This is a genomic window from Kitasatospora sp. NPDC008115 (assembly GCF_042957205.1).
Classification (GTDB): Bacteria; Actinomycetota; Actinomycetes; order Streptomycetales; family Streptomycetaceae; genus Kitasatospora.
This window is the reverse complement of the sequence record NZ_JBIBHU010000036.1, coordinates 37,429-62,160: the sequence shown is the minus strand read 5'-3', so window position 1 is coordinate 62,160 and position 24,732 is coordinate 37,429. Positions and strand designations below refer to the sequence as shown.

Below are 24,732 nucleotides of genomic sequence, written 5' to 3'. Positions count from 1 at the left end.
CGCACCGAAAAGTTGACGCGACCATGATGATTGGGCGAAGCCGGGAGTCCGTCAAGGGGCGGCGGGACGACTGACAGCTGACAGAATCTGAAATCTGTCAGCTGTCATCTGTCAGCCGTTATCCGTCACCTGTTGCCCGTCAGCCGAAATCCGTCAGTCGTCGACCGGCGGCTGCTCGGGGGTGCGGGGCAGCACCGCCCGGACGACGGCGCCCCCGTCGTGGTTGCCCGTGGCGAACCGGCCGCCCAGTTCCTCGGCCCGCTCGGCCATCGAGCGCAGCCCGACACCCGAACCGTCACGCCGCGCGGCCGGACCGGCCGGGTCTGCCAAATCGGCCGGATCCGCCGGACCGGCCGGGAAGCCGCAGCCGTCGTCCCAGATCTCCAGCACCACCGCCTCCGGCCGCACCCGCAGCGTCAGCCGGGCCCGGCCGGCCCCCGAGTGGCGCAGCACGTTGTGCAGCGCCTCGCCGCTGATCCGCAGCGCCGCCACCTCGACGGCGGCCGGCAGCGCGGGCGGCGGGTCCGGGTCCAGCACCAGCGACATCCGCACCCGCGAGCCGTCCAGCTCCGCGACCAGCCGTCGCAGCGCCACCGCGAGCCCCTCCCCCGCCAGCGCGGCGGGCGCCAACCCTTCGGTGATCCGGCGCAGTTCGTCGATCGCCTGCCCGATCCCGGCCGACACGGTGACCAGCGAGCGGGCCGCCGGGGAGCCCTCGGGCACGGCGGCCCGCGCGGTGTCGACGCCGAGCCGCAGTCCCGAGAGGGTGGGCCCGAGGCCGTCGTGCAGGTCGTGCCGCAGGCGCCGGCGCTCCTCCTCCCGGGCGAGCACGACCTGCCGCCGCCCGCGCTGCAGTTCCTCGTACATCCGCAGCGAGGCGATCGCGGGCGCGGCCTGGTCGGCGAGGAAGCGCAGCACCTCGTGGTCCTGGGCGTCCAGTTCGGGCTGGCCGGTGCGCGGCGGCGCGTACAGGTCCCCGATGACCGCGCCCTCGTAGCTGAGCGGGAACACCTGGCTGGCCGGCCCGAGGGTGCCGACGGCGGCGAGTTCGTGCGGTCCGGTGCGGGTGTGCAGGACGACCCGGGCGCCGGGCAGGCCGAGGGCGTTCACCACGGTGTCGCAGAGCAGGGGCGGTGCGTCGGCGGGGCTGACGGCGCGGCTCAGCCGCTCGGCGAGGGCCCGCACCACCTGGTAGGGGCGGGCCCGGTCGCCGTAGTAGAAGCGGTCGACGGCCCGCACCACCCACCGGGTGGTGGGTGCGAGCAGTCCGCCGATGGCCAGCGCCCCGGCGGCGAGCAGTTGCGCGGGCGCGCTGCTGGCCTGCGGCAGGGCGCGGCGCAGCAGCAGCGCGATGCCGAGGTAGCCGGCGATCAGCAGGGCGGTGAGGGCGAGGACGCTGAGCATCCGGCGGGTCGCCCGGTCGAGGTAGCGGGAGCGGTCACGGGTGAAGGCGTAGCCGACGGCGCCGAGCATCCACAGCGCGGAGCCGGCGAAGTAGGCGACCGCCGCGACGCTCTCCGAACTGCCGAGCCGCAGCGCGATGTTGGTGGTGATCAGCCAGACGAGGTAGGGCACCAGGACGGCGGTGACGCTGCGGTGCGGGCGGGCGGAGCGCCGCCAGCGGACGGCGGCGACGGCGAGGCTGGTGACGACCAGGCCCCAGGCGATCAGGGTGGCGTGCCATTCGTCCAGCGGCAGGCCCTGTCCGGGCGGTACCAGGATGTCGCCGTGGTAGGGCAGCGGGCTGCCCAGGCGGACGGTGCAGGCGTGGACGGCGCTCCACAGGGCGACGGCCGCGACGTAGAGGCGGCCCGGTCCGCCGGGCAGCCGGCCTTCGGGCAGCCAGAGCGGGAGGGCGACGGAGACGAAGATGAACAGGGTGACGGAGACGAGCAGCAGGGCCGCGCCGAGGGCTTCGGCCGCCGGTCCGGCGTCGGTGACGGCGCCGAGGAGGAGGGTGAAGCGGGAGAGGCAGCCGCCGAGGCCGGCGGCGAGCAGGCAGCGGCCGAGGCTGCGGCCCGCGGGCGGTGCGGCCGACGGTCCGGCGGCGGGGGCGGGGACGGTCCCGTCGGGGGCGGGGGCGGCGCGGTGGGCGAGGATGAGCAGCCCGGAGAGCGCGAAGGCGAAGCCGAGCAGGACCGTTTCGCCGTCGTGGAGGTAGAACGGGGCGGTCCAGGGGGCGTCCGGGTGGGTGACGGCGAGCAGGACCCAGCCGAGGCCGCTGAGCAGGGTCGCGACGCAGGCCCAGGCCGCCGGTCCGAGGACGGTGCGCCGGGGCGCGGCCGACGGGCGCGGCGGCGGGGGCACCGTGCGGGCGGGTGGGCCTGCCGCGCCGTACGGGCGGGCGGGCCGGGTGGTCGGCCCGGCGGCGTGCCGGGCCGGTGTGGTGGTGGCCGGGGTAGCGGCCGGTTCGCTCATGATGAGGGCCTCCTCCCCGCATCCTGCGACTCCCACCGTCCCGGCGGCGCGGGACGGCGGTCCGGTTCCGGCCCCGGCCCGGGGTGGTGGCGGGTGCCCGCGCGGGTGCGGGTCAGCCGTCGCCGAGTCCCATGTCGCGGGCCCGGGCGACGGCCTCCGCGCGGGTCGCGACGTGCAGTTTCTCGAAGATGTGGGTGACGTGGTTGCGGACCGTCTTCTCCGCGACCACGAGTTCCCGGGCGATCCGGCGGTTGTCCAGTCCGCGGGCCACCAGGTCGAGGACCTCGGCCTCGCGGGCGGTGAGCGCCGGAAAGAGCTGGCCGGCCTCCCGCACCCTGGCCCCGGCGAGCAGGGTGGTGATCCGCTCGGCGACGTCCGCGCCGAACACCGCGCCGCCGGCCGCGACGGTGCGCACCGCGTGCAGCACCTCCTCGCGGCCCGCGCCCTTCACCAGGTAGCCGCGGGCCCCGGCCTGGAGGGCGGCGAGCAGGCTGCCGTCGTCGTCCGCCATGGTGAGCATCAGCACCGGCGGGGCGGGCTGGTCGGCGGAGAGCCGGCGGGTGGCCTCCAGGCCGGAGCCGTCCGGCAGCGAGAGGTCCATCACGACCATGTCGGGGTGGTGGCGGGCGACCGCCGCCGGGACGTCGCCGGCGCGTTCGGCCTCGGCGACCACGACGATGCCCTCGGCGCTCTCCAGGGCGGCCTTCAGGCCTTCCCGGAACAGCGGGTGGTCGTCGACGATCAGCACCCGCACGGGTGCGGCCGCCGACTCGTCCTCCGGCCGGTCCTCCGGTCGCTGCGGGTCTTCGGCGGGCTGTTCTTCATCCACCTGGCCGACACTACCAGCGATACGGGCGTGACTTTCCGTGATGTGCCTGGTGGCGGGGCCCGCGGTGACCTGGCACGCGGCGGGCGGGGCACCGGGCGGCCGGGGCGGACAAGACCGCTGCCCCATGCGCCCGGGACGGCGGGAGGCCGAAACTGGAGTCAGCGCGCCCGGGACGGCGACCGGTCGTCGGTGGGCCCCTTCCCACCCGTTCCTAGGCGGTGCCATGACCACGGTGATCCCCTTCCGTCCCCGGCCGCGCACGCCTGCCGGGCCCCTGCCGCGCCGCACCGCCGCGCAGCGCCACCTCACCGGCGCCGCGGCGGTCACGGCGCTCTGCCTGGCGATCGCCACCCTCTGGGTCTGCTACGTGCTGGTCCACCTCGACTCCCCCGGCATCGAGGCGCCCCGGGACCAGTTGGCCATCCTGCTCTACGCCCTGCCGACGGCGGGGGCGGGCATGCTGCTGCACGCCCACCGGCCGGGAAATCCGCTCGGTTGGGTGATGCTCGTCTACGCGCTGACGTCCATGCTGCCGAGCGCGGCGGCCGCACCCGTCTGGGTGGAGGTCTCCGACCCCGGGCTCGTGGGCGCGGCGGCGGTGGTCCGCGGGGTGTGCGACACCGTCAGTGGGACCCTGTTCTACGTGCTGCCGCTCTGGCTGCCGGCCGCCCGGCTGACCTCCCGCCGGTGGTGGTGGTACATCGGCGCCGTCACGCTGTGGGTGCTGCCGAACGCGATGTACTTCCTCGACCGCGCGACCGTCTTCGGGCGTCCCAACCCGCTCGCCGACAGCGCGCCCGCGGACTTCTTCGGCTCGGTCGCCGACCGCCTGGAAAGCGCCTACAACTCGGTCAACTACCTGCTGATCGGCATCGCGGCGGCCGTACTGCTGGTGCGGCTGCTGCGGCGCACGGCGCCCCGGCGGCGCGCGCACGTCGCCGGGATGCTGGGCGCCTACCTGCTGTGGGCGGGCATGCAGGACTACTACACGCGCCGGTTCGAGTACGAGTACTGGCTGAGCTACTCGCTGTTCACGGCGGCCGGTGCGGTGTGGGCGGTGGCCGTCGCCTTCCTGGTGGTGCGGGACGGCGGGTGGCGGCTGGACCGGGCGGCCCGGTCCGTGCTGACCGGGCTGGTGCTCGCCACCGGGCTCATCGTGCTGTTCGTGGCGTCCGCGGCGGTGCTGTCCGGGTGGCTGGTGCCCGGCCGGGGCGCGGCCGCACTGCTGCTGATCGCCCTGGTCTTCACGCTGGGCGCGGGCCTGCCACGGGCCGCCCGGTGGGCCGTGGAGGTGGTGGACCGGCTCTACTACGGCGACCGCGCCCAGCCCTACCAGGTGCTGCGGACGCTGGCCGGGCAGGTCCGGCAGGTGGTCGAGCCGGAGCGGCTTCCGGCCGCGCTCTGCACCGCCGTGGCGGAGGAACTGAAGCTGCCGGGTGTGGCGTTGGCCGTCGCCACCCGGGCCGGGAGCCGGCCGCTGGCCGCGGTGGGGAGGCTGGACGGCCCGGTCCGGGGCTTCGAACTGGTCCACCACGGCGTGACGATCGGGGAGCTGACGGTCGGGCTGCGGGCGGGCGAGGAGCAGTTGGACACCAGCGACGTCGACATCCTGCGCTCGCTCGCCGACCAGGCCTCGCCGGCCGTCGCCTCGCTGCGGCTGCAGGAGGACCTCCAGGCGAGCCGGGAGCAGATCGTCGCGGCGCGTGAGGAGGAACGACGCTGGCTGCGCCGGGACATCCACGACGGGCTCGGCCCGGCCCTGGCCGGGTTGCGGCTGCGGCTCGACAACGCGGCCTCGGCGGCCGGGACGGGTGCCGCTCCGGAGGCGGAGGCCGGGGCCGGGACAGGAGCCGCGGCAGGAGCAGGAACCGAGGCCGGGACAGGGGCAGGGGCCGGGGCAGGGGCCGGGGCCGGGGCCGAGGGGATCGCCCGGACGCTGCGGGGCATCTCGGTCGACCTGGCGATGACGATCAAGGAGGTACGGCGGATCACCGACCGGCTCGGACCCGCGCCGCTCGGCGAGTTCGGCCTCACCCGGGCCGTCCAGCACCTGGCGGCCTCCTTCAGCGGCGAGGGCCTGACCGTCGTGGCCTCGCTGCACCCCGACCCGCTGCCGGACATGCCCGCCGCCGTCGAGGTGGCCGCCTACCGAATCACCGCCGAGGCGCTGAACAACGTGCTGCGGCACGCCCGCGCCCGGAACGCCCAGGTGACGCTGCGGGTGGACGAGGAGAATCTGACGCTGACCGTCCAGGACGACGGCGTTGGCGTCGACACCCCCCGGACGTCCACCGGGGGCCCCGAGGGGGCGAGCGGTGGGGAACCGGGCGCCCCGGGCACGGAGCTGGCGCGCAAGGGGTCGCCGGGCGGGGTCGGGCTGCGGTCGATGGCGGACCGGGCGGCCGAGATCGGCGGTCGCTGCACCGTCGACCGGGTCTCGCGGGAGAGCGGGACACGGGTGCTGGCCGTACTCCCCCGGCGCCCGTCGCAGGAACGGGGCACCGCCGCCTGAGGAGCGGACGCCCCCGGAAGCGACAGCCCCCCGCCCCGCCCCCGGGAGACCGGGGGCGGGGCGGGGGGAAGGGGGCGAAGGGTGGGGAAAGGGCCAACTGTGGAGGCCATCGTGGGTGATCAGTGCTTGCAGTCCTTCTCGCCCGGCTTGCAGCCGCGCTCGGTCTCCGAACCGCTGGCGGCGGGCGCCGACTTGGCCACCGCGCCGACGACGGCGCTCTTGATGACCGCGGTGGCGGCGGCGAGGCCGACGATGGCGGACGCGACGCCGAGCGTCTTCGATGCCGTGTTCGTTGCCATGGGTGGGGTACTCCAAATTCTTCAGCTCCGAGCGGTCGATCCGATCAACCGCTCTGCCCACCACTGTGGTCGGAGCGACGCCCCGGGCGCATGGGCCCGCCGTCCCGTTCCGGTCCCAGAACGGGACGGCGGACAGGACGGCGGACCCGACGGCGGACCCATCGGCGCAGCTCAGGGCAGCATCAGCACCGGCTTCACCACCTCCCCCGCCTCCGCCGCCCCGGCCGCCTCCTCGACCGCCTCGAACGGGTACGTCCGCACCAGCCGGTCCACCGGCAGCCGTCCCGCGCGCAGCAGGTCCACCAGCACCGGCAGGAACCGCGACGGCACGCTCGCCCCCTGGTTGACCCCGACGATCCGCGGCGCCCGGGCGAGCAGTCCCGGGACGTCCAGGCCCACCTCGCTGCCGGCCGGCGGCGCGCCCACCACCCCGCAGGTCCCGCCGACGGCCAGCGCGTCCACCGCCTGGCGCAGCGCGCGGACGCTGCCGCTGGTCTCCAGCGTGTGCTGGGCGCCGCGTCCGCCGGTGAGGTCGCGGACCGCCTCGACCGGATCGCCGGCGCCCGCGTCCACGACGTCGGTGGCGCCGAGCTCCCGGGCCAGCGCGAGCCGGTCCGGGCGCAGGTCGACGGCGACGATCCGCACCACCGGCGTCGAGCGCGCCGCCAGGACGGCGGCCAGCCCCACCGCGCCCGCCCCGAACACCGCCAGGGTGTCGCCGGGTTCGGGCCGCAGCACGTGGAAGACGGCCCCCGCCCCGGTCTGCACGCCGCAGCCGAGCGGCGCCAGCAGCTCGAACGGCACCGGAGGCCCGGTGACGGGCACCGCGTTGCGCTCGTCGGCGAGCGCGTACCCCGCGAAGGAGGACTGGCCGAAGAAGTGGCCGTGCAGCGCGGCGCCGCGGTGGCGGCCGGTCCCGCGCACGGTGGCGCTGCCGTCCAGCCGGCGGCCGCCGAACAGGTTGAGCGCGGCCCAGTGGTCGCAGCGCACCGGCAGGCCGGCCCGGCAGGGCGGGCAGGCGCCGCAGGAGTCGAAGGTCAGCACGACGCGGTCGCCGGGCCGCACCCGGGTGACGGCGTCGCCGACCGCCTCGACGGTGCCGGCGCCCTCGTGGCCGAGGACGGCGGGCAGCGGCGCGGGCGTGCGCCCGGCCCGCACGCTCAGGTCGGTGTGGCAGATCCCGACGGCGCGGACGCGGACCAGCACCTCGTCCGCGCGCGGCCCGTCCAGCCGGACGGTCTCCGGGCAAAACGGCCCGCCGCTCTCCCGCACCACGGCGGCGGTGGTCTCGATCATGACGGACCGGCCCCGCCGGGCGGCGCACCGGTGCTGTCCCACGGGTCCGGGGGCGTGAACAGCCGGTCGGGGGTGGCGCGTTCGTAGGGCATGCCGGGCGGCATCGCGAGCACCTCCAGCTGAAGGCCCCAGGGCGTGCGGAAGTACACCCAGCGGTCGCCGTCGATCGGTCCGCCGTCGGTGATCGTCTGCGGCTCGCCCAGCACCTCGACGCCGGGCTGACGCCGCAGGTAGGCGACGGCGCGGTCCACGTCGTCGACGGCGATGGCGAGGTGGTGCCCGCCCCAGTCGCTGTTGGCGGGCTGCTCACGGCGCTGGTCCGGGGCGGAGTACTGGAACAGTTCAAGGTTGCTGACCGGGCCCAGGCGCAGCATCGCGATGTGCGCCACCGACGAGCGGTGGACGCCGAGTTGGCGGTGCATCCAGTCGCCGTCCCCGGGTGGCGCGGCGACCGGGCCGAGGCGGTAGAGCAGGCGCGCGCCGAGCACCTCGGTGAAGAACGCCACCGCCTGGTCGAGGTCGGGGACGGTGTAGGCGACGTGGTGGACGGCGCGCGCGCCGGGGATGCCGGTCATCGGGCGCTCCTTCCGGACTCCCCGGCGGGGAAGGGCTGCTCGTGGGCGGCGTCGCGCTGGTTGGCGATCGCGCTCATCAGGCTCAGTCCGCCGTCGACGGTGAGCGACACGCCGGTGGTGTAGGCGGCGTCCGGTCCGGTCAGGTGGACGATGGCCGCGGCGACCTCCGACGCCCGGCCCGGCCGGCCCACCGGGATGGCGGGCCGGGCGAGCGCGCCGAGGTCGCGGTCGTCGAGGACGCCGTTCATCCGGGTGGCGGTCTCCCCGGGGCTGACCGCGTTCACGGTGATCCCGTACGGCGCCAGTTCCAGGGCCATCACCCGGGTGAGCCCGCCGAGCGCGCCCTTGGCCGCGCAGTAGGCGGAGCCGCCGAGGATCGGGGTGAACTCGTGGACGGAGGTGACGTTGACGATCCGCCCGCCGCGCCCCTGGCCGACCATCCGGCGCGCGGCGGCCTGGGCGCAGGCGAACGGCCCGGTGAGGTCCACCGCGAGGATCCGCTGCCAGTCGTCCAGACTCTCCTCCAGGACGGGTGAACGGTGGTTGATCCCGGCGGAGTTGACCAGGATGTCGATCCCGCCGAGCTGCTCGGCCGCACCGTGCACGGCCCGCGCCGCGGCGGCCGGGTCGGCGAGGTCGAGCGGCAGCAGCATGGTCCGCCCGCCGGCCAGTTCGGCCGTCCGGCGGGCGGCGGCCCGGTCGGTGCGGTAGCCGATCGCCACCGCGTGCCCGGCCCGGGCGAGGGCGATGGCGGCGGCCCGGCCGATGCCGGAGCTGGCACCGGTGACGACCGCCACCGTGTCCGGCGGACCACCGCCCTCGGGGTGGTGGTGATGCGGTCCGGGGATGCTCATCGGGTCACCTCCGGAACCGTGGCGGGGCGGACCTGGTAGCCGGCCAGGGCGAGGCTCGGCGCGCCCAGGTAGCCGTAGAGGGCCGCGGTGGGGCCGGCCGGGCCGGTGCGGTAGCCGTGCCACTCACCGGCCGGGACGAACACCAGGTCCCCGGCGCGCACCGGGACCTCGGCGCGCTCCGTGAGGTGGGTGCCGCCGCCGGAGAGGACCAGGAAGAACTCGTCGGCGTGCGGGTGCCGGTGCAGGTCGTGGCTGCCGCCGGCGCCGAACTCCGAGGCGGCGACGGTGAGTCGGTGGGCGCCGACGGTCTCGTCGGTGGCCAGCCAGCGCACCGCCATGCCGGCCGAGCCGGCGATCGCGGCGTCGGCGGGCGTGTCGGGGTGACTGCCGGGGTCGCCGCTGCGTGCGGCGGGCACCGCCGGGGCAGGCGGGTCCGGGGCAGGCGGGTCCGCGGTGTCGTCGTGGAACCGGACGCCGGGCCTGGGCGGGGCGAGCGGGACGGGGTAGGGGCGCTGCGCGGGCCGGTCGCCCGGCACCGCGAGGGGCCGGACGGTCAGCACGGCGGCGGGCGCTCCGGGCAGGGCGGTGAGTCCGCAGGAGCTGCCGGGCGGGTGGTAGAGGCCCTCCCCCGGGCCGAACACCCGCCCGGACGAGCGGATCCCGCCGGAGAGCACCAGCGTCACGGATTCGCCCACCCGGGAGGGGTGGTGCTCGACGCGGACGCCGGGCGGCAGGGTCTCGACGGTCAGCCCGCCGTGCGCGGACGGCAGGTGCTGCGGATCGATCAGCCGTCGGAACGCGGGGGCCGTCCGGGGGACGGCGGCGGGTACGAGGATCACGGGGGATCTCCTTCAACGGTGAGTCCGGCGGGTCCGGGTTCGGCGGGTCTCGGAGGTCCGGCAGGTCTCGTGGGCCGGCCGGGGGCGGGCACGGTCCGCGCCCGGGCCGGCGGACGGTCGCCGGCGCGGCCGAAGTCGAGGAGCACCTTGGGCGGGCCGCTGCGCCCGCCCGCCAGCAGCCGGAACGCCTCCGGCCCGGCGGACGGCGGCAGCACGGCGGCGATCAGCGGCTCGGCGCTCAGCACGCCGTCGTGGAAGAGCCGCAGCGTGCGGTCGTAGTGATCCAGGCCGTGCCGGACGCCGATCACCTCCAGCCCCCGCAGGGCGAGTCGGCCGGGGTCGAAGTCGGGGCACGGCCCGCCCGCCACGCCGATCACGGCGAGCCGGCCGCCCGGTTCGAGCAGGTCGAGGCCGAGCGCGAACGCCTGGACCGCGCCCGACGCCTCCACCGCGAGCGAGTACCGGGCGGAGCCCTCGACGCGCGCCTGCTCGGGACTCAGGGCGCGGCGGGCGCCGCAGCGCAGCGCGAGCCGCCGCCCGGCCGGGTCGATGCCGACCGCGTCCACCGACTCGCCCAGGCGGGCGGCGAGTTGGACGGCGAGCAGGCCGATCGTGCCGGTGCCGAGGACGAGCACCCGGTCGCCGAGCCGGCAGCGGGCCCGTTCCAGCCCGGCCACCACGGTGACCGCCGGTTCGACCAGCACGGCGGCCCGGTCCGGCACCCGGCCGGGGATCCGGGACAGCGAGCGTTCCGGCAGCACCACGTACTCGGCGGCGGCGCCCTGGCGGCCGTAGAGGCCGACCTCGGTGAGGCGTTCGCACAGCGGGCGGCGTCCGCACCGGCACATCCGGCACAGGCCGCAGTGCACCATGGTGTGGCCCACCACCCGGTCGCCGGGCGCGAACTCGGTGACCTCGCGGCCGACTTCGGCGACCGTGCCGCACCACTCGTGCCCCGGGACGAGCGGGTAGCGGGCCCGCCCGTCGCGCAGGTAGGCGGCGGTGCCGTGGAGGAGTTCGAGGTCGGTGCCGCAGAGGCCGACCAGGGAGGTCCGCACGGTGACCGCGTCCGGTCCGGGCGCCGCCGGGCGGGGCATCCGGGCGAGGGCGACCCGGTGGGGCGCCTCGAACCGCAGCGCCGTCATGGTGGCGGCGGCGCGGGCCGTGGCGCGAGTGGCCCCCGCCGTGGTGGCGGGGGCCTCGGTGCGGGCCTCGGCGGCCCTGGCGGGGCCGGTCACGGCCGGCTCCGCCGTTCGGCGCGCCGGCGGGCGAGGGAGTTCCTGGTCGCGGTGGTGCGGCGGGGCGCGGCCAGGGCGAGGCAGAGCACCTCGGCGCCCAGCGGGCCGGCCTCCAGGAGCAGCGTGCGGCCCCGGGTCGCCAGCAGCAGGTCGCCGTCGACGGCCAGGTGGTCCGGCTCGTCGGCGTTCCTGCCGACGAGCAGGGACCCGCGTGCCACGAACAGGACGGTCTCGTCGTCGGGCCGCCCCGCCATCTCGTGGTGGGCGCCGGGGCTGAGCCGCAGGTGGTCGAAGCTCTCGCAGGCACTGGCGAGCATGGAGCGGCGTGCCAGGCAGCGCAGTCGCACGCGCTCGCCGTTCGGGCCGAGGATGACGGCGGCCGAGGCCGTCGCGGTGGTGACGATCACCGTGACTCGCCTCCCTTCTGGCTCGGAGGGGTGTCGGGGTGGTCCGGTTCGTCGGTGGCCGGGCGTTCGGTCCCGGGCCGTTCGTCGGTCGGCTCGGTGGCCGGCCGCCCGGTGGTCGGCCGCTCCGCCGCCGGGTGGGCGAGGGCCCTGCCCGGGTGGCCGGCGACGGCGAGCACCGCGTGGAAGAACTCCAGACCGGCGGTGCCGGCCGTGAGCACGGTGCGCGCGCCGAGCGGCAGGGTCACGGCGGTGCCTTCGACCAGGGGGATCCCGGAGTCGGCGACCGTCGATTCCTCGCTTCCTGCGGCGTCGGCCTCGGTCTCGGTCTCCGGCGCCGTGGCGGTGCCGGAGCCCGCCGTGATGTACATGGCGCGTTCGACACCCTCGGCGGTGACCTCGACGCTGCGGCCCGGTTCGAGCCACTGGAGTCCGACGGCGCGCAGCGGTCCGGTCAGCACCCGGCTGGGGTCGACTGCTCCGCGTCGGCGGAGGTCGGTGATGACGGTGCCCGTCATGACGGGAACTCCTTCTGGTGTCCTGCGGTCCGTGCTGGGCCGTTTCTGTTCTCCACCGTGTGCCGCCTGCCGTCCCGGTCGCACGGGAACCCGGTCCCGTCCTGCTCCCGGCCCGTTCCCGGCCGGTGCCCGGGCCCGGGTCCCCGCCGCCTCACCACGCGCCCGGGGCGGGACAGGCGGCCGGGACCACGGGGGCCCGGGCGGTCTCGGGACCGGCGCTCCCGGGCCGGGCGCTCCCGGGAGCGGCCTCGTCGGGACCGGCGGTCCGGCTGCGCGGGACGCCCGCGCTCGCGAGGTCGCCCAGGCCCTCCACGGCGGCCCGCAGCACCGCGCCGTCCACCGGCGTCAGCAGCCTGCCGTCGGCGCAGTACGGGCGGCCGGGCTCGGCGAGGAGCAGCAGCCCCGCCCTGCCCGTCGCGGCGAGCCCGGCGACCAGCCGGTCGAGGTCCACACCGCCGGGCAGGGTGGTCGCCGAGCCGTTCCGGGCCAGCAGTTCCCGGTGGGCCCAGCCGGTGGCGCCGGCCGCCACGCCGAGGCGCGCGGCCACCCGGGCGGCGAGCAGCAGTCCCAGCGCCTCGGCGTCGCCGGGTGCGAGGACCGGGCCTGCGACGGCCCGCAGGGCGTCGGCGAGGCTCCGGCCGTAGCCGAGGGCCAGCGCGGGGCCGGTCTCGTCGGGGTCGAAGCAGACCAGGGCGGCCCGCGCGTCGGCGCACAGGGCGATCAGGGCGGTGAGCGTCGGCGCGTCGTACCGGGCACCGGGGTGGAGCAGGGCGGCGAGCATCGGGTACTGGGCCGGGCAGACGGCGAGCACGTGGCGGACCACCTCGACCATCCCCGCCCGGGTCACCCCGGCGGGGCGGGCGGCGAGCAGGTCGGCCCGCACCCAGACCAGCGCGGCCGGGACCGGGCCGTGCAGGGCCGGCGCCGGCCCGCACGCGGCGGCCAGGTCGGTGGGCACCCGGACGTCCGCCGGGAGCCCGCAGGCGCGTTCGCCGCCGACGGCGACGACGGCCGTACGGGCGCTCCCGCCGGACGTGGCCCCGGCCGGGAGCGGGCCGTCGCGCAGGTCGTGCACGGCGGTGGGCGCCAGGGCGGCGGCGAGGGCGCGGACGTGGGCCGGCTGGTCGGCGGGCGCGGTGCCGTCGGTGACCAGGACGAACCGGTCGGCGTCGAGAGCACCGAGCCGCGCCCCGAGTTCGGCCCAGGACGGCTCGCCGCCGCGCACCGCGAGGAGCACCTGCGCGGCACCGGCCTGGATCCGCCGGTCGAGCCGGACAGTGCGCTGCATGGCGGTCTCCTTCCACCCGAACCGTCCGAACCGTCCGAGCGGGTTCGAACTGCGACCACCACGCTGCGCCGCCCGCCGCCCCGCCCGCCTGAGCCGCCGGCCCCGACCACGCCCCGCGCGCCCGCCCGGGACGGCGGCCACCGGGCACCGGACGTGTCGTACCGACGTCCGCCGGCCCGGGGCGTTCCGGATGCCGGCGAGCCTGCCGCAGCGGACGGTCGAAGGCGCTCCCCGAGGTCGGCCGCGTCAGCGAGTCCGTCGGCGAACCCGCCCGCCCGGGCCCGGAGCAGCGGGAAGGCGGCCGTGGACGAGGCCGTTCCCGCTTCCGGTCCGGGAGGGGCGGGCGGGCGGGCGACCGAGGAGGCGAGGTCCACCACGCACCCCACGCCGGTCCCGGGCTTCCGGCGGCCGTCCCTCACGAGCGGGCGGCGCCGGGCAGACGGGCCGCCGCCGCCGGAGGCGAGCCCGCACCGGCCGCAGACGCGGGAGCCCGACGGCACCCGGGCCGACCACGGACACCACTCCATCCGCCCCCAGCCACCGCCGCTCACGAGCGAGCGACACCGGCCGGACGCCGCCGGGCGGCCGTCCGGGAGGCCGTCCGGCGCGCCTGGCGGGCGGGCCGGCGTGGCCGGAGCCCGGTGCGCACGGGCCGCCATGGGGCCCGTCCCGGCTGTCGTGGACCCGGCCACGGGACGACGCCGCACGAGGGCCGGCCGACCACCGCGTGCGCGATACCGGCGGCCGACCGCGGCCGCCACGCCACCCGCGACGGACCGCTACCGCCGCCGGACGGCCGTCGGCACCGCGGCCGCCGCGCCCACCTCCGGGCAGCCGGGCCGGCGTGGGCCGGAACCCGATGCGAAGGACGTGCCGTGGGACGTGTCCCGGCCGGCGTGGGACCGGCCTCGGGACGCTGCCGCCCATGGGCCGGTCGGCCGACCGCCGGGACAGTGCCGGCGACCGGCCCCCGTCCACCCGCCCGTCCACAGGCCGCCACCGCCATCGGCCCGGCCGTGGAACCGGCCTCGCAACGCTGCCGTCCGAGGGCCGCCCGGCCCCCGCAGGCGGCGAGCCGCCCGCCACGGGCCGCTACCGCCGCCGGACGGCCGTCGGCACCGCGGCCGCCGCGCCCACCTCCGGGCAGCCGGGCCGGCGTGGGCCGGAACCCGATGCGAACGACGTGCCGTGGGACGTGTCCCGGCCGGCGTGGGACCGGCCCGGGGACGCTGCCGCCCGCGGGCCGGTCGGCCGACCGCCGGGACAGTGCCGACGCCCGGCCGCCCGTCCACCCGCCCGTCCACAGGCCGCCACCGCCATCGGCGCGGCCGTGGAACCCGTCTCGCAACGCTGCCGCCCGAAGGCAGCCCGGCCCCCCGCAGGCGGCGAGCCCCCGCGACGGGCCGCTACCGCCGCCGGACGGCCGTCGGCGCCGCGGCCTCCGCGCCCACCTCCGGGCGGCGGTGCGGCAGGGCGGCGCTCACCCGTTCCGGCAGGACGGTCAGGCACAGCAACTCCGCGCCGAGCGGGCCGCCGTGCAGGTGGACGGATTCGCCCTGCGGGGCGAGCAGCAGGGTGCCGCGGTCGAGCAGACGCAGCGGGTGGTCGGGGCAGTCGACCAGGACGACGGGGCCGCGCAGCACGTACCAGGCCGCCTCGGTGGCGTCGCGGCCGGTGAGGTCGTAGCAGGCGCCCGGGCCGAGGCTGACGTGCTCGAAGGCCTCGCACTCGCTGTGCAGCATGCCCCGGCGGGCGAGGCATCGGGTGCGGATCCGCTGGGCGCCGGGGCCCAGGAGCAGGCGGGGCGCGGCGGTGCGGGTGACGATCATCGCGGCCCACCGCCCTGCGGCACCAGTTCCGCGTGCAGGTAGACGAGCCCGCCGGCGCCGGCCATGAGGTCGAGCGCGGTGCCGAGCGGCAGGGTGAACGCCGTGCCGGGGCGCAGCGGCACCCGGATGCCCGCGGCGCCCGCCCGGCCGTTGCCGCCGATGACGAAGGCGGTGTGCTCGATGCCGTCGGCGATCAGGAAGTCGCGTTCGCCGGTGGCCAGTTCGACGTGCCGCAGCAGGCGCAGCGGTCCGCCGATGACGGCGGAGGGGTCGAGCGGGCCGGTGCGCCGCAGGTCGCGGACGACGGTGCTGCCCACCTGATCGGGGGCGGCCGGGTCGGCGGGCAGTTCGATCACCAGCCATTCCAGCGGCCCGGCCCCGGTGTTGCGCAGGCCGTGCCGGGTGCCGACGGCGGTCAGGACGGCGTCGCCGGCGCGGACGGCGTGGGGGTGGCCGTCGAGGGTGACCTCGCCCTCTCCGGTGAGCAGCACGTACACCTCGCGGGTGCGGGTGTGGAGGTGTTCTCCGCTGATGCCGCCCGCCGGGATGCGGGCCCATTCGACGGCCTCCCAGTCGCCGGCGAGTCCGGCGCGGCGGGCGAGGCAGGTCCACTGGGTGATTCCGGCGGCGCCGTGGACTCCGTGGACGTCGGCCGGTGCGGTGGTGTCGGCGATCACGACGGCGCTACGCACGCGTCCCACTCCCCTGGGCCGTTGCGGCGCTCTCGCGGGCCGACCAGGTGCGCAGCCATCCCGCCGCGCCGGCGAGTTCGGCTCCGTCGAGGTCGTCGACGAAGACGCCCGCGCCGATTCCGCAGGGCAGCGGCAGCCGTTGGCGCCCGTCGCGGTGGCGGACGGTGTCGGCGAGTGCCTCGGCGAGCGTGACCGGTTCCATCAGGGGGTGCCAGACGGGCAGTTCGAGGCGGCGCATCAGTCGCAGGACGCGTTCGGCCTGCCGCGCGTCGAGGAGGCCGCGGCGCCGGGCGACGACGGTGGTGAGGGCCATGTCGACGCAGACCGCCTCGCCGTGCAGGAGTTCGGGCAGCGCGCGCATCTCGACGGTGGGGCTGAAGGAGTGGCCGTAGTCCATGAGGCGTTCCAGGCGGTGCTCCCAGAGGTTGGGCTGGAGCTCCTGGAGCATGCCGTGGACGGCGCGGCCGAGCACGGCGGCGCCGGCGGCCGGGGACTGGAAGCCGGTGTCGAGCAGGTCGCGGCCGTGCCGTTCGAGCAGGCCGAACAGGGCGGCGTCCTTGATCAGCGCGACCTTGAGGATCTCGGCGAGGCCGTTGCCGATGTGGCGCCGGTCCAGGGTGGTGAGGAAGGCCGGGTCGAGCAGGGTGTCGACGGCGGGGTGGTAGGTGCCGAGGCGGTTCTTGTGGCGGCCGTGGTTGACGCCGGTCTTGGCGCCGACGCCGGCGTCGACGAGGCCGATCAGCGTGGTCGGGACGCGCACGAAGGGCGTGGAGCGGCGGTAGAGGCTGCAGGCGAGGCCGACGACGTCGGTGAGCACGCCGCCGCCGATCGCGATCACCGGTTCGCCGCGGCGGGAGATCCCGAAGGAGTCCATCCGGTCGGCGACCTGGAACACCGCGTCCATGGTCTTCACCTGTTCGTGGGCGAGCAGGACGTGCGTCTCGTACTCGACGGCCTGGGCGGCCAGGTAGCGGCGCAGGCGGTCGCCGTGCAGTTCGTGGACGCGGGCGTCGACGACCACGAGGCGGCGCCCGGGCGGGCCGCCGGCTGCGGCGAGTGCCGGGTTGCCGGGGTCCAGCACGCCGGGGGTGAAGCGGACCCGGTAGCTGACCGGCAGGGCGGTGGCGACCGTCCAGCCGGTGGCGGGGGCGCCGTTGACCGGGTCGCCGGTGGCGTGCAGGCCGTGGCCGTGCGGGCTGTGGCCGTGTGCGCCGGAGGTCCGGGCACCGGCGGTCTGACCACCGGGAGCCTGGGCACCGGAGGTCTGAGCGCCGGGGACCCGGGCACCGGGGTCGGCGGAACGGTGCTGGGGGTGGGGGATGGACACAGGTCGGCTCCTTCGGCGGGACGGCGGACGAGGGGCGGGCGGCCCGGTGGCTGAGGGATGGACCACCGGGCCGGTGTGCACCACGCTGGCCCGCCCGCCGTCCCGGACGCACGGGCGGCCGGCCCCATCCCCGTCCCGATCCCGCCCGGGACCGCCCTCGCCAAGCCCCCCACCCCCCACCCCCCGCGCCCGCTCGCGCCGCGCGTCGCCCCGGCGACGTACGGTGGAAACCGGAGGCCGACACCATGCACGCCACCGGTACCCACTTCACCGACCGCACCGACGCGGGCCGCCGGCTGGCCGCCCTGCTGGACCACCTGCGCGGCCCCGGCACCGTCGTGGTGGCCCTGCCGCGCGGCGGGGTCCCGGTGGCCGCCGAGGTGGCCGCCTCGCTCGGCGCGCCGCTGGACATCTGTGTGATCCGCAAGCTGGGCGTCCCGTACCAGCCGGAGCTGGGCATGGGGGCGATCGGCGAGGACGGCGTGCGGGTGATCAACGACCAGGTGCTGCGGCCCGCCGGGGTGACGCCGGAGCAGCTGGCCGCCGTGGAGGTCCGCGAGCGGGCCGAGCTGGAGCGCCGGGCGCGGCGCTACCGGGGCGGCCGTCCGCCGGAGGACCTGCGGGGGCGGACGGTGGTGGTGGTCGACGACGGCATCGCCACCGGTTCGACCGCGCGGGCCGCCTGTCTGATCGTGCGGGCGCGCGGCGCGGCGCGGGTGGTGCTCGCCGTGCCGGTGGCGCCGCGGGACTGGACGGAGCGGCTGGGCACGGTCGCCGACGAGCTGGTGTGCGTGGGCACGCCGTCGCCGTTCTTCGCGATCGGCGAGTTCTACGCGGACTTCTCGCAGACCGGGGACGCCGAGGTGCTGCGCCACCTGGCCGCCGCCCGCGCCGCCCGCGCCGGCCCGTCGACGGCGGCGTCGGCGCCGCCACCGGCGGACGGGTCCACCGACGCGGTGGCCGCCGCCGACCGCGAGGTGACGCTGCCCGCCGCCGGCGTCCGGCTGACCGGCCGGCTGACGGTCCCGGCCGGCGCCCGCGGCATCGTGGTGTTCGCGCACGGCAGCGGCAGCGGACGGCACAGCCCGCGCAACCGCCATGTGGCCGGGTACCTGAACCGCCGCGGGCTGGCCACCTTCCTGTTCGACCTGCTCACCGAGGACGAGGAGGAGGACCGCCGCAACGTCTTCGACGTCGCCCTGCTGGGCGCCCGGCTGACGGACGTGGCCCGCGCGCTGCCCGCCGAGCAGGCCCGGGCCGGCGGCGGCCCGTACCTGCCGCTGGGCCTGTTCGGCGCGAGCACCGGGGCCGCGGCCGCGCTGTGGACGGCCGCCCGGCTCGGCGACCAGGTGGGCGCGGTGGTCTCCCGGGGCGGGCGGCCGGACCTCGCCGGGGCGCAGGCGCTGGGCGTGGTGCGGGCGCCGACGCTGCTGATCGTCGGCGGCCGGGACGAGGTGGTGATCGACCTGAACCGGCGGGCGCGGGAGCGGCTGCGCTGCGAGAGTGAGCTGGCGGTGGTCCCGAACGCGGGTCACCTGTTCGAGGAGCCGGGGACGCTGGACCGGGTCGCCGAGCTGGCCGGCGACTGGTTCGACGGCCGCCTCCTGCCCTGCGGGCCCCCGGCCTGAGGCCGCGCGCCCCCGGCCCGGGGCGTCCCGCCGCCCGGAACCGCCCTGACCAGCGCACACGCCCGATCGGGGCCGAAACGCAGAACTCGTGAAACACTCCCGATCCATCGAGCATTCTGCACAGCATGTCCAGCGATTTCCTGATCACCTTGTACACATTGAACAGTGAAAACTCGATCTATTGCCCAACCCGCCCGACTGGAGCAAGCTCAGCGCTCAGCCGCCCGCATTCGCCCTCACCCCACCCCCGCGGAGCGGCCGCCTCAAGCGGATGCCTCAATGCCGAGGCCTCAATGTGGAGGAACGACCGATGACCCCGCAGTCCCACGCCCTTGAGCTGACCCCCGAGGAGCGCGAGGCCGGTCTCGACGCCGAGCAGCTGCGCCGCCTCGTCGGCCTCGTCGAGCACGACCCGGCCGCCGACCCGTTCCCGGTCACGGCGCAGGACGCCGTCGTGTTCGTGGTCGGCAACGCCACCCAGACGGCCCAGTTCTACCAGGTCGTCTTCGGCATGGAGCTGGTCGCCTACTCCGGCCCGGAGACCGGCCGCCGCGACCGCAAGGCCTACGTGCTGCGCTCCGGCTCCTGCCGCTTCGTGATCAAGGGCGGCGTCTCCCCGGACAGCGCGCTGCTGGACCACCACCGCCGCCACGGCGACGGCGTCGTCGACCTCGCCCTGGAGGTCCCGGACGTCGACAAGTGCATCGCGCACGCCCGCGCCCAGGGCGCCACCGTCCTGGAGGAGCCGAACGACGTCTCCGACGAGAACGGCACCGTGCGCCGCGCCGCGATCGCCACCTACGGCGAGACCCGCCACACCCTGATCGACCGCTCCCGCTACACCGGCCCGTACCTGCCCGGCTACATCGCCGCCCAGAGCAGGGTGCAGCACCCGGAGGGCTCGCCGCGCCGCCTGTTCCAGGCCCTGGACCACGCGGTCGGCAACGTCGAGCTCGGCAGGATGGACGAGTGGGTCACCTTCTACAACAAGGTCATGGGCTTCGTGAACATGGCCGAGTTCGTGGGCGACGACATCGCCACCGACTACTCCGCGCTGATGTCCAAGGTCGTCGCCAGCGGCAACCACCGGGTGAAGTTCCCGCTCAACGAGCCGGCCGTCGCCAAGAAGAAGTCGCAGATCGACGAGTACCTGGAGTTCTACACCGGCGCGGGCTGCCAGCACATGGCGCTGGCCACCAACGACATCCTCACCACCGTCGACGTGCTGCGCTCGCGCGGCGTCGAGTTCCTCAACACCCCCGACTCGTACTACGACGACCCCGAGCTGCGCGAGCGGATCGGCAAGGTCCGGGTGCCGATCGAGGAGCTGAAGAGCCGCGGCATCCTGGTCGACCGCGACGAGGACGGCTACCTGCTGCAGATCTTCACCAAGCCGATCGGCGACCGTCCGACCGTCTTCTACGAGTTCATCGAGCGGCATGGTTCGCTGGGCTTCGGGAAGGGCAACTTCAAGGCGCTCTTCGAGGCCATCGAGCGCGAGCAGGAGCGCCGCGGCAACCTCTGAGGCTCCGAGGCCGAACGCCCCCCGGGGCGCGACGGCCACCGCGGAAGCCGTAGCAGGTTCTGGGCAGCTCTAGGAAGCTCTGGGCCACAGGAAGGTCCGGGAGGAGCAGGGACGATGGCGTACTACCGGCAGCTGGGCAGCATCCCGCCCAAGCGGCACACGCAGCACCGCACGCCCGAAGGCGGGCTGTACTACGAGGAGTTGATGGGCGAGGAGGGGTTCTCCTCGGACTCCTCGCTGCTCTACCACCGGGGCATCCCCTCGGCCGTCGTGAACGCCGTGCCGTGGGAGCTGCCCGACCAGTCGACGGTTCCCAACCACCCCCTGCTCCCCCGGCACCTCAAGCTGCACGAGCTGTTCGCGGGCGAGGAGTGGAAGTCCGCGGACGTCGTGGCCGGGCGCCGGCTCGTCCTCGGCAACGGCGACGTGCGGATCTCCTACGTCGCCGCCGGGGCGCCGAGCGAGCTGTACCGCAACGGGCTCGGCGACGAGTGCGTGTACGTGGAGTCCGGCTCCGGCACCCTGGAGACGGTCTTCGGCACGCTGGAGGTCGGCCAGGGCGACTACGTGGTCATCCCCCGGGCGACCACCCACCGCTGGGTGCCGGCCGGCGACGAGCCGCTGCGCGCCTACTGCATCGAGGCGAACAGCCACATCACCCCGGTCAAGCGCTACCTCTCCAAGTACGGCCAGTTGCTGGAGCACGCGCCGTACTGCGAGCGGGACCTGCGCGGCCCGTCCGGCCCGCTGCTCGCCGAGGACTCCGGTGACGTCGACGTGCTGGTCAAGCACCGCGGCCCGAACGGCATTGCGGGCACCCGGTACACCGTGCCGCACCACCCGTTCGACGTGGTCGGCTGGGACGGCTGCCTGTACCCGTACGCGTTCAACATCCGGGACTTCGAGCCGATCACCGGGCGGATCCACCAGCCGCCGCCGGCCCACCAGGTCTTCGAGGGCAACGGGTTCGTGATCTGCAACTTCGTTCCCCGCAAGGTGGACTACCACCCGCTGTCGATCCCGGTGCCGTACTACCACGCCAACGTCGACAGCGACGAGGTCATGTTCTACTGCGGCGGCGACTACGCGGCGCGCAAGGGCTCGGGCATCGCCCAGGGCTCCATCTCGCTGCACCCGGGCGGCCACACCCACGGCCCGCAGCCGGGCGCCTACGAGCGCTCCATCGGCGCCGAGTTCTTCGACGAGCTCGCGGTGATGGTGGACACCTTCCGCCCGCTGGAGCTGGGCGAGGGCGGCCGCGCCTCGGAGGACTCCGGCTACGCCTGGACGTGGGCCGGTCGGGGGCCGCAGCGGTGAGCGCCACCCCCGTCATCCCCCCGCTGTTCCAGGGACTCTTCGACGACGCGGCGGTCTTCCCGCCCGGGAACCTGCCGGTCGCCGACGCGGTGCCCGCGCACCGCGCGCACCGCACCGCCTGGTACGCCGACGCGGTCGGCCCGCTCCTGTGCGGGGCGGGCCGGCTGGGCGAGTTGGCGGCCGCGGCGCAGGGTCCCGGACCCGTCCTCCGGGTCGGGCTGGTGCTGCCGGGGGGCAGCCCCGAGCTCGGCCCGGCCCTCGCCGCCGCCGCGCCGTTCGAGCCGGCGGGCGTCGAACTCACCACCCGGGACGCCCGCGAGGCGGTCGCCGCGCTCGACCTGCTGCTGCCGGCCGGCGTGCCCGCCGCCGTCGAACTGCCGCGCGAACTGCTGCGCGGCGACGGCCTGGAGGAGGTGTTGGACGTGCTCGTCGACAGCCCGTACCGGGCCAAGTTCCGCACCGGCGGGATCGTCGCGGGCGCCTTCCCCGACGAGCGGGAACTGGCCGGATTCCTCACCGGGTGCGCGCAGCGCGGCCTGCCGTACAAGTGCACGGCCGGCCTGCACCACGCCGTCCGGCACACCGACCCGGCGACCGGCTTCGAGCACCACGGCTTCCTGAACGTCCTGCTGGCCGCCCAGGAGACCGACCCGGCCGCGGCCGCCGAGGTGCTCGCCGAACGCTCCGGCGAGGCGCTCGCCAAGGCCGTGCGCACTCTGAGTGACCGTCAGGTCACGGTGATCCGCAACTCTTTCACCGCGTTCGGCACCTGTAGCATCGCCGAGCCGCTGGACGACCTGGCCGCCCTCGGCCTGCTGTCGTCCGACCCGACGCCCCAGGAGGACCGTTGACCACCCCCCGCAGCTGGCTCGCCCCCGCGAACGACTCGCCGTTCGGCCTGCACAACCTGCCGTACGGCGTCTTCACGGCCGGCGACCGGCCGGGCCGTCGGCGGATCGGCGTGCGCGTCGGCGACTTCGTCCTGGACGCCGGCGCCGCCGCCCGGGCCGTCGGGGAGCCCTCGGTACTGCTCGACGCGGGCTCGCTCAACCCGCTGCTGGCCGCGGGCCGCCCGGTATGGACCGAGGTCCGCGCGGCCCTCACCCGCTGGCTGACCGAGGAGGCCCACCGGGGCGACCTCTCGCCGCTGCTGCTGCCGCTCCACGCGGTGGAGCTGCACCTGCCGTTCGAGGTCGCCGACTACGTCGACTTCTACGCCTCCGAGCACCACGCCACCAACCTGGGCCGGATCCTGCGCCCCGGCTCGGAGCCGCTCACCCCCAACTGGAAGCACCTGCCGATCGGTTACCACGGCCGCTCGGGCACCGTCGTGGTCTCCGGCACGCCGGTGGTCCGCCCGCACGGCCAGCGCAAGGCGCCGGCGGACGCCGCTCCGTCCTTCGGCCCGACCCGCCGGCTGGACATCGAGGCCGAGGTCGGCTTCGTCGTCGGCGCGCCCTCCGCCATGGGCACCCCCGTCACCCTGGACGGCTTCCGCGAGCACGTCTTCGGCGTCTGCCTGGTCAACGACTGGTCCGCGCGCGACATCCAGGGCTGGGAGTACGTGCCGCTCGGCCCGTTCCTCGGCAAGTCCTTCGCCACCTCGCTCTCGCCGTGGATCGTGCCCCTGGACGCCCTGGAGCACGCCCGGGTCACCGCGCCGGCCCGCGACGTCGAGCTGCTCCCCTACCTCGACGACCGCGACGAGCCGTGGGGCCTGGACCTCGCGATGGAGATCCGCCTCAACGGCCACCTCGTCTCCCGCCCGCCGTTCGCCTCGATGTACTGGACGGCCGCCCAGCAGCTCGCCCACATGACGGTCAACGGCGCCTCGCTGCGCACCGGCGACCTGTTCGCCTCCGGCACCGTCAGCGGCCCCGAGCCGGAGACCCGCGGCGCGCTCATCGAGCTCACCTGGAACGGCGAGAACCCGCTCAAGCTCCCGGACGGCTCGACCCGCACATTCCTGGAGAACGACGACGAGGTGACCATCACCGCCACCGCCCCCGGCCCGGACGGCACCGCCGTCGGCTTCGGCGAGGTCACCGGCCGCATCGTCCCCTGAGGACCCCCGAGGACCTCCCAAGGACCCCCTGAACCACCTTCCCCCGCCGGACGAAGGGCGGCCCCGGTCACCACCGGAGCCGCCCTTCGTGCTTGTCTTGGAAATCCTGGGCTTGAGGTCCTGAAGGTGTGAAGTCCTGAAGGTGTGAAGTCCTGAAGTCTTGAACTACAGCCGGTCGACGACGAACGGGAGTGGGGACGATGGTTGACGAGGTGCGGGCGTCGCTGGACGGCCGGGTGGGTCGGATCGTGCTCGACCGGCCGCGGGCGCTCAACTCGCTGACGCGCGACATGGTCGTGGGGATGCGGGCGGTCCTGGAGGAGTGGGCCGGCGACGACGCGGTGCGGGCGGTGGTGCTCACCGGCGCCGGCGAGCGCGGGCTGTGCGCGGGCGGGGACATCCGGGCCTTCCACGACGACGCCAAGCAGGGCGGCGCCGGGACCCGGGCGTTCTTCCGCGACGAGTACCGGCTGAACGCCCTGATCGCCCGGTACCCCAAGCCCTACCTCGCGGTGATGGACGGCATCACCATGGGCGGCGGCGTCGGCGTCTCCGCCCACGGCTCGGTGCGGATCGTCACCGAGCGCTCGGTGGTGGCCATGCCGGAGACCCGGATCGGGCTGGTGCCGGACGTCGGCGGGACGTGGCTGCTGTCGCGCGCGCCGGGCGAGCTGGGCACCCATCTGGCGCTCACCGCCGCCTCGATGACGGCCGGGGACGCACTGCTGTGCGGGTTCGCCGACCACTTCGTGCCGTCGGCGAGCCTGCCCGCGCTGCTGGCCGACCTCGCCGACGCGCCCGCGGACGAGGTGGTCGCCCGGTACGCGGAGCCCGCCCCCGCCGCGCCGCTCGCCGAACAGCGCGACTGGATCGACGCCTGCTACGCGGCCGGCTCCGTGGAGGAGATCGTCGCGCGGCTGACGGCGAGCGGCGTCCCCGCGGCCAAGCAGGCCGCCGAGGAACTCGCCGAGCGCTCGCCGACCATGCTCAAGGTCACGCTGGCCGCCCTGCGCCGCGCCCGGGCGCACGGCTCGCTGGCGGAGAGCCTGACCCAGGAGTACCGGGTGTCCTGCGCCGCGCTGGCCCACCACGACCTGGTCGAGGGCATCCGCGCGCAGGTCGTCGACAAGGACCGCGACCCGCACTGGTCGCCGGCCACCCTCGGCGGGGTCGACGAGCACGCGGTGGCCGCGTTCTTCGAGGCCCCCGCCGACGGCGACCTGAACCTCGGGCCGGACCTCGGGTGACGACCGTCTCGCGGACCGAGACTGGCGCGAGG

At 76.2% G+C, this 24,732-nt stretch carries 21 protein-coding genes; 7 read left to right on the top strand and 14 right to left on the bottom strand.

Features of this window, described 5'->3' with window-relative positions:
* Window positions 1-153: 153 nt before the first annotated feature.
* Window positions 154-2,418 (bottom strand): ATP-binding protein, encoded by a 2,265-nt coding sequence (locus tag ACFZBX_RS33155; RefSeq protein ID WP_391537496.1) that lies wholly within the window; start codon window positions 2,416-2,418, stop codon window positions 154-156.
* Window positions 2,419-2,530: 112 nt separating this feature from the next.
* Entirely contained in the window at window positions 2,531-3,172 is a 642-nt protein-coding gene (locus ACFZBX_RS33150; RefSeq protein WP_391537516.1) for a response regulator, read from the bottom strand.
* A gap of 298 nt (window positions 3,173-3,470) precedes the next feature.
* Here ACFZBX_RS33150 and ACFZBX_RS33145 point away from each other — a divergent pair, with 298 nt between their 5' ends.
* Window positions 3,471-5,759: a sensor histidine kinase gene (locus ACFZBX_RS33145; RefSeq protein WP_391537495.1), complete on the top strand. Its 2,289-nt coding sequence runs from the start codon at window positions 3,471-3,473 to the stop codon at window positions 5,757-5,759.
* 119 nt (window positions 5,760-5,878) lie between these two features.
* On the opposite strand, the gene ACFZBX_RS33140 is transcribed toward ACFZBX_RS33145, so the two are convergent.
* From ACFZBX_RS33140 to ACFZBX_RS33085, 12 genes are all read right to left on the bottom strand, one after another.
* Window positions 5,879-6,058, bottom strand: coding sequence for a hypothetical protein (locus ACFZBX_RS33140; protein WP_391537494.1), 180 nt, complete (start codon window positions 6,056-6,058; stop codon window positions 5,879-5,881).
* 171 nt (window positions 6,059-6,229) lie between these two features.
* Window positions 6,230-7,354 carry an NAD(P)-dependent alcohol dehydrogenase gene (locus ACFZBX_RS33135; RefSeq protein WP_391537493.1) on the bottom strand — a complete coding sequence of 375 codons (1,125 nt, stop codon included), beginning with the start codon at window positions 7,352-7,354 and terminating at the stop codon, window positions 6,230-6,232.
* Window positions 7,351-7,929, bottom strand: a complete 579-nt coding sequence (locus ACFZBX_RS33130; protein ID WP_391537492.1) for a VOC family protein — start codon at window positions 7,927-7,929, stop codon at window positions 7,351-7,353. The genes ACFZBX_RS33135 and ACFZBX_RS33130 overlap by 4 nt, the downstream gene beginning before the upstream one ends.
* Entirely contained in the window at window positions 7,926-8,783 is an 858-nt protein-coding gene (locus tag ACFZBX_RS33125; protein ID WP_391537491.1) for an SDR family oxidoreductase, read from the bottom strand. The genes ACFZBX_RS33130 and ACFZBX_RS33125 overlap by 4 nt, the downstream gene beginning before the upstream one ends.
* Window positions 8,780-9,622 carry a cupin domain-containing protein gene (locus ACFZBX_RS33120; RefSeq protein WP_391537490.1) on the bottom strand — a complete coding sequence of 281 codons (843 nt, stop codon included), beginning with the start codon at window positions 9,620-9,622 and terminating at the stop codon, window positions 8,780-8,782. Before ACFZBX_RS33120 ends, ACFZBX_RS33125 begins: the two co-directional genes overlap by 4 nt.
* Window positions 9,619-10,860, bottom strand: coding sequence for a zinc-binding dehydrogenase (locus ACFZBX_RS33115; protein ID WP_391537489.1), 1,242 nt, complete (start codon window positions 10,858-10,860; stop codon window positions 9,619-9,621). The genes ACFZBX_RS33120 and ACFZBX_RS33115 overlap by 4 nt, the downstream gene beginning before the upstream one ends.
* Window positions 10,857-11,267, bottom strand: coding sequence for a hypothetical protein (locus tag ACFZBX_RS33110; RefSeq protein ID WP_391537488.1), 411 nt, complete (start codon window positions 11,265-11,267; stop codon window positions 10,857-10,859). The genes ACFZBX_RS33115 and ACFZBX_RS33110 overlap by 4 nt, the downstream gene beginning before the upstream one ends.
* Entirely contained in the window at window positions 11,264-11,782 is a 519-nt protein-coding gene (locus ACFZBX_RS33105; RefSeq protein WP_391537487.1) for a hypothetical protein, read from the bottom strand. The genes ACFZBX_RS33110 and ACFZBX_RS33105 overlap by 4 nt, the downstream gene beginning before the upstream one ends.
* A 151-nt stretch (window positions 11,783-11,933) precedes the next feature.
* Window positions 11,934-13,070, bottom strand: coding sequence for a hypothetical protein (locus ACFZBX_RS33100; RefSeq protein WP_391537486.1), 1,137 nt, complete (start codon window positions 13,068-13,070; stop codon window positions 11,934-11,936).
* A 1,406-nt stretch (window positions 13,071-14,476) separates the two neighbouring features.
* Entirely contained in the window at window positions 14,477-14,899 is a 423-nt protein-coding gene (locus ACFZBX_RS33095; protein WP_391537485.1) for a hypothetical protein, read from the bottom strand.
* Entirely contained in the window at window positions 14,896-15,591 is a 696-nt protein-coding gene (locus tag ACFZBX_RS33090) for a cupin domain-containing protein (protein ID WP_391537484.1), read from the bottom strand. Before ACFZBX_RS33090 ends, ACFZBX_RS33095 begins: the two co-directional genes overlap by 4 nt.
* Complete coding sequence (locus ACFZBX_RS33085; protein WP_391537483.1) at window positions 15,584-16,918, bottom strand: sedoheptulose 7-phosphate cyclase; 1,335 nt, start codon at window positions 16,916-16,918, stop codon at window positions 15,584-15,586. The genes ACFZBX_RS33090 and ACFZBX_RS33085 overlap by 8 nt, the downstream gene beginning before the upstream one ends.
* A gap of 245 nt (window positions 16,919-17,163) precedes the next feature.
* Here ACFZBX_RS33085 and ACFZBX_RS33080 point away from each other — a divergent pair, with 245 nt between their 5' ends.
* The 6 genes from ACFZBX_RS33080 to ACFZBX_RS33055 all read left to right on the top strand — a co-directional run bounded on the left by ACFZBX_RS33080 (window position 17,164) and on the right by ACFZBX_RS33055 (window position 24,700).
* A complete protein-coding gene (locus ACFZBX_RS33080) occupies window positions 17,164-18,546 on the top strand; it encodes a phosphoribosyltransferase family protein (protein WP_391537482.1) in 1,383 nt (460 codons plus the stop codon).
* 310 nt (window positions 18,547-18,856) lie between these two features.
* Complete coding sequence (hppD, locus tag ACFZBX_RS33075) at window positions 18,857-20,071, top strand: 4-hydroxyphenylpyruvate dioxygenase (RefSeq protein WP_391537481.1); 1,215 nt, start codon at window positions 18,857-18,859, stop codon at window positions 20,069-20,071.
* Window positions 20,072-20,185: 114 nt separating this feature from the next.
* Window positions 20,186-21,388, top strand: a complete 1,203-nt coding sequence (locus tag ACFZBX_RS33070) for a homogentisate 1,2-dioxygenase (protein WP_391537480.1) — start codon at window positions 20,186-20,188, stop codon at window positions 21,386-21,388.
* A complete protein-coding gene (locus tag ACFZBX_RS33065; protein WP_391537479.1) occupies window positions 21,385-22,239 on the top strand; it encodes a hypothetical protein in 855 nt (284 codons plus the stop codon). The genes ACFZBX_RS33070 and ACFZBX_RS33065 overlap by 4 nt, the downstream gene beginning before the upstream one ends.
* On the top strand, window positions 22,236-23,453 hold the full coding sequence (fahA, locus tag ACFZBX_RS33060) for a fumarylacetoacetase (protein ID WP_391537478.1): 1,218 nt from the start codon (window positions 22,236-22,238) through the stop codon (window positions 23,451-23,453). The genes ACFZBX_RS33065 and fahA overlap by 4 nt, the downstream gene beginning before the upstream one ends.
* Window positions 23,454-23,653: 200 nt before the next feature.
* Window positions 23,654-24,700: an enoyl-CoA hydratase/isomerase family protein gene (locus ACFZBX_RS33055; RefSeq protein WP_391537477.1), complete on the top strand. Its 1,047-nt coding sequence runs from the start codon at window positions 23,654-23,656 to the stop codon at window positions 24,698-24,700.
* Window positions 24,701-24,732: the final 32 nt, after the last annotated feature.

Excerpts from the sequence above, each read along its gene's own strand:
- ACFZBX_RS33135 (WP_391537493.1), bottom strand. The coding sequence starts at position 7,354 with ATGATCGAGACCACCGCCGCCGTGGTGCGGGAGAGCGGCGGGCCGTTT.
- ACFZBX_RS33105 (WP_391537487.1), bottom strand. The coding sequence starts at position 11,782 with ATGACGGGCACCGTCATCACCGACCTCCGCCGACGCGGAGCAGTCGAC.
- ACFZBX_RS33140 (WP_391537494.1), bottom strand. The coding sequence starts at position 6,058 with ATGGCAACGAACACGGCATCGAAGACGCTCGGCGTCGCGTCCGCCATC.
- ACFZBX_RS33155 (WP_391537496.1), bottom strand. The coding sequence starts at position 2,418 with ATGAGCGAACCGGCCGCTACCCCGGCCACCACCACACCGGCCCGGCAC.
- ACFZBX_RS33125 (WP_391537491.1), bottom strand. The coding sequence starts at position 8,783 with ATGAGCATCCCCGGACCGCATCACCACCACCCCGAGGGCGGTGGTCCG.
- ACFZBX_RS33130 (WP_391537492.1), bottom strand. The coding sequence starts at position 7,929 with ATGACCGGCATCCCCGGCGCGCGCGCCGTCCACCACGTCGCCTACACC.
- ACFZBX_RS33055 (WP_391537477.1), top strand. The coding sequence starts at position 23,654 with ATGGTTGACGAGGTGCGGGCGTCGCTGGACGGCCGGGTGGGTCGGATC.
- ACFZBX_RS33080 (WP_391537482.1), top strand. The coding sequence starts at position 17,164 with ATGCACGCCACCGGTACCCACTTCACCGACCGCACCGACGCGGGCCGC.
- ACFZBX_RS33095 (WP_391537485.1), bottom strand. The coding sequence starts at position 14,899 with ATGATCGTCACCCGCACCGCCGCGCCCCGCCTGCTCCTGGGCCCCGGC.
- ACFZBX_RS33145 (WP_391537495.1), top strand. The coding sequence starts at position 3,471 with ATGACCACGGTGATCCCCTTCCGTCCCCGGCCGCGCACGCCTGCCGGG.
- ACFZBX_RS33100 (WP_391537486.1), bottom strand. The coding sequence starts at position 13,070 with ATGCAGCGCACTGTCCGGCTCGACCGGCGGATCCAGGCCGGTGCCGCG.
- ACFZBX_RS33070 (WP_391537480.1), top strand. The coding sequence starts at position 20,186 with ATGGCGTACTACCGGCAGCTGGGCAGCATCCCGCCCAAGCGGCACACG.
- hppD (WP_391537481.1), top strand. The coding sequence starts at position 18,857 with ATGACCCCGCAGTCCCACGCCCTTGAGCTGACCCCCGAGGAGCGCGAG.